This window comes from Frankia sp. CcWB3, assembly GCF_977927595.1.
The window spans coordinates 1-3,232 of the sequence record NZ_CDWRCK010000357.1 but is presented as its reverse complement, the minus strand read 5'-3'; the positions used below and the strand labels follow the sequence as shown (position 1 = coordinate 3,232).

At 69.4% G+C, this 3,232-nt stretch carries 3 protein-coding genes and 1 tRNA gene; 2 read left to right on the top strand and 2 right to left on the bottom strand.

Annotation, left to right across the window (positions count from 1 at the left end):
- Window positions 1–112 precede the first annotated feature (112 nt).
- Complete coding sequence (gltX, locus tag ACY5KJ_RS19020) at window positions 113–1,525, top strand: glutamate--tRNA ligase (RefSeq protein ID WP_462189243.1); 1,413 nt, start codon at window positions 113–115, stop codon at window positions 1,523–1,525.
- Between the two features lie 377 nt (window positions 1,526–1,902).
- On the opposite strand, the gene ACY5KJ_RS19015 is transcribed toward gltX, so the two are convergent.
- Window positions 1,903–2,379 carry a winged helix-turn-helix transcriptional regulator gene (locus ACY5KJ_RS19015; RefSeq protein WP_462189242.1) on the bottom strand — a complete coding sequence of 159 codons (477 nt, stop codon included), beginning with the start codon at window positions 2,377–2,379 and terminating at the stop codon, window positions 1,903–1,905.
- Window positions 2,369–2,665 (bottom strand): hypothetical protein, encoded by a 297-nt coding sequence (locus tag ACY5KJ_RS19010; RefSeq protein ID WP_462189241.1) that lies wholly within the window; start codon window positions 2,663–2,665, stop codon window positions 2,369–2,371. The genes ACY5KJ_RS19015 and ACY5KJ_RS19010 overlap by 11 nt, the downstream gene beginning before the upstream one ends.
- Before the next feature lie 152 nt (window positions 2,666–2,817).
- Between ACY5KJ_RS19010 and ACY5KJ_RS19005 the strand changes: the two genes are divergently transcribed.
- Window positions 2,818–2,890: transfer RNA gene (locus ACY5KJ_RS19005), tRNA-Asn, on the top strand.
- Window positions 2,891–3,232 lie beyond the last annotated feature (342 nt).

Below are 3,232 nucleotides of genomic sequence, written 5' to 3'. Positions count from 1 at the left end.
CCTCCTCGGCTGAACGGGGGCGTGGCCGGCCGCCCGGGAGACCGATTCCGCGGCCGGTCACCATCGGCCCACGCCCGGTTCGCCCGTCGAGATCCGCTGTACGCTGCGCGGCATGGGATCTGGGCGGGTACGGGTTCGATTCGCGCCATCTCCCACCGGCATCTTCCATGTGGGTGGGGCGCGGTCGGCGCTGTTCAACTGGCTGGTCGCGCGGCGCGCCGGCGGCAACTTCGTGCTGCGCATCGAGGACACCGACGCGTCCCGCAACCGGCCGGAGTGGACCGACGGCATCATCAGCGCGCTGGACTGGCTCGGCATCAGCCCCGGCGGGTACGAGGGTCCGGTGCTGCAGTCGTCGCGCGCCGACCGGCACCGGGCCGCGGCCGAGCGGCTGCACTCCGAAGGTCTCGCCTACTACTGCGACTGCACGCGCGAGGCCTTGGCGGAACGTACCGGCAACGCGCAGCGCGGCTACGACGGATTCTGCCGGGACCGCGGGCTCACCCCGGGTCCCGGCCGGGCGCTGCGCTTTCGCACGCCGGACGACGGCGTGACGATCGTCGAGGACCTCATCCGCGGCACGCCGGAGTTCCCGAACGACACCATCGAGGACTTCGTGGTCGCGCGGGCCGACGGGTCGGCGGTGTTCCTGCTCGCCAACGTCGTCGACGACCTGGAGATGGGGATCACCCACGTCATCCGGGGTGAGGAACACCTGTCGAACACCCCGAAGCAGCAGCTGCTCTGGGCATCGCTCGGCGCGGGTGCGCCGCCGGTGTGGGCGCACGTCCCGGTGATCGTCAACGAGAAACGCCAGAAGCTGTCGAAGCGGCGCGACAAGGTGGCGCTCGAGTCCTACCGGGACGAGGGATACCTGCCCGCCGCCATGAAGAACTACCTGATGCTGCTCGGTTGGGCCCCGCCCGGCGAGGACGAGATCGTGCCCTGGGAGACGATCGAGTCCACCTTCGACCTTGCCGACGTGAAGCCGTCGCCGGCGTTCTTCGACGAGAAGAAGCTCAAGGCGTTCAACGGTGAGTACATCCGGCGGCTGAGCGTCGAGGAGTTCATCGAGGCGGTCCGGCCCTGGCTCTCGGCACCGGCCGCGCCGTGGGAGCCGGCCGCGTTCGGCGCGGACGCGTTCGCCGCCCTCGCCCCCCTGGCGCAGAGCAGGGTCTCCGTGCTGTCGGAGATCGTGCCGATGGTCGACTTCCTCTTCCTGCCGGAGGTACCAATCGACGACGCGGCCTGGGCCAAGGCGATGAAGGGGCCGGCGGCGGAACTGCTCGCCGACGTCCACGACCTCTACGACAAGATCGAATGGGAAGCCGAGACGCTGAAGGCCGGACTTACCGAGGTCGGCGAGCGGCACGGTCTCAAGCTCGGCAAGGCGCAGGCACCGGTGCGGGTCGCCGTGACCGGGCGGAGCGTGGGACTGCCCCTGTTCGAGTCGCTGGAGGTGCTCGGCCGGGAGACCACCCTGCGGCGGCTCGCCGAAGCGCGGGAACGGCTCACCGGCGGCTGACCTCACGCCGGTCCACGACGGCCTCGCGCGCACGCCGGTCCGTGGCGGCTTCGCGCGGCGGGCAGGGCTGAGCCCGGGTCGCGGCTGGGACGGGCCGCGACCCGGGCTGGGGAGACCCACCAGAAGCCGGGGTTACCTCTGGTGGGTGAGGCTGCTCCAGTTCGCCAGCCACCCGGGCGGCCGGGCGGTCGCACCTTGGGCCACCCGGATGGCCCAAGGTGCGACCGCGTTCGACAAGGACCAGCACACCCCGCCGGGCCTAAGAGATCCTTAAAACGAGCTCAAGACAAGCTGTGATCTTGCTGTCACGAAATGCCTCTCGAGAGTGACCATCCCGCGGTGTCAGGATGTTGCCATCAAGCGGGAGTCCACCGGGCTTAGGGCTCACCGTGACCCTGGGTAGCTGACCCTCGGGGCGTGCGCTGGCGCGGGCTCAGCCCGGACCACTCGTCCGCCCAGGCCGCCAGCGGTTCCAGCACTCCCTGCAGGCGACGGCCGTGCGCGGTCAGCCGGTACTCGCCGGCCTCGTCCACCTCGACGAGGCCGGCCTCGCGCAGCTCCCGCAGGCGTTGGGTCACCTGGGCCTGCGGCGCCTCGAGCCGCGCCACAAGCGCGCGGAACGGCAGGGCCGTCCCGCGCAGGTTCCAGTAGACGGCGAGGGCGAAACGCCGGCCCAACAGGTCCACAAGACCGGCGAGGGCGGACGGTGCGCCGTCCGGAGTCTCGGGGTGACCGGAGGCGTGCGGTCGTCCCGGCCCGTTCAGCCTCGCCTGCCTCATCGGCATGTCCCGCCGGGACCGCTCATCGGTGGCCTCCGGGGTCTCCGGCGCGAGGGTGCCCCGATCAGCGGGCACCGACCGAGCCGACGCCGTTGGATCCGACACGGTTGGAGCTGTGCGAGCCGAGGGGAGTAAACAGCCTGGTCGCGGACTGCCCGGCGTGGGCGCCAAGCAGGTCCCGGGCCTTCTGGTAGAAGGTGGCCGCCTGCGCGGAGACGAGTCCCGCCGCGCTCTGGACCTCCGGGCGCTCCTGGAGGTCACGGACCTGCCGCATGATGGCGTCGTAGTGCTCCCGGCCGGCCCGGGCGCCGAGGACGTATCCGAGACCGAGGGCCAGGATGACGCTGGGCCTGATACGCATGTTGCCTCCCAGGAGACCGAGGGACGTGCAGGCGGATGGCCGCCGGCCGCTTGACGTTGTGTCGTCGGGTTGATTCCTACCCCACGTCCAAGACCGCCCGAACCTCAGGTAGGCTGACGACGTCAGGTGCATGGCAGGTGCACGGCACCCGATCCCGCGTAGCTCAATTGGCAGAGCAGCCGGCTGTTAACCGGCAGGTTATAGGTTCGAGTCCTATCGCGGGAGCATAGGCCCAGGCCGGAGGCCCGATCCCTTCCGAAGATCAATTCCGAGTCATATCAGTACCACTTTAGCCTTACCCATCCATACTATGATCTTGATCGATGCAAGATCAAGAGAACTACTACAAGCACGGCCACGCGTGAACCATCAAGATCACGAAAGATTCACCTGCCGGTGGGTCGACAGTAGCCCCTCAGATTGCCACGCTGTGCAGCAGAGCCAACACGACGGTGCTGTGGGGGTGGCCGGTGCGACTGGCGTCGTTCAACGTGGAAAACCTGTTCGAACGGGTCCGGGCGATGAATCTGCCCACCTGGGATGAAGGCCGACCGGCCCTAGGGCCTG

Bases quoted from the DNA above. Each gene is read 5' to 3' on its own strand.
- gltX (WP_462189243.1), top strand. From the start codon at position 113: ATGGGATCTGGGCGGGTACGGGTTCGATTCGCGCCATCTCCCACCGGC.
- ACY5KJ_RS19010 (WP_462189241.1), bottom strand. From the start codon at position 2,665: ATGCGTATCAGGCCCAGCGTCATCCTGGCCCTCGGTCTCGGATACGTC.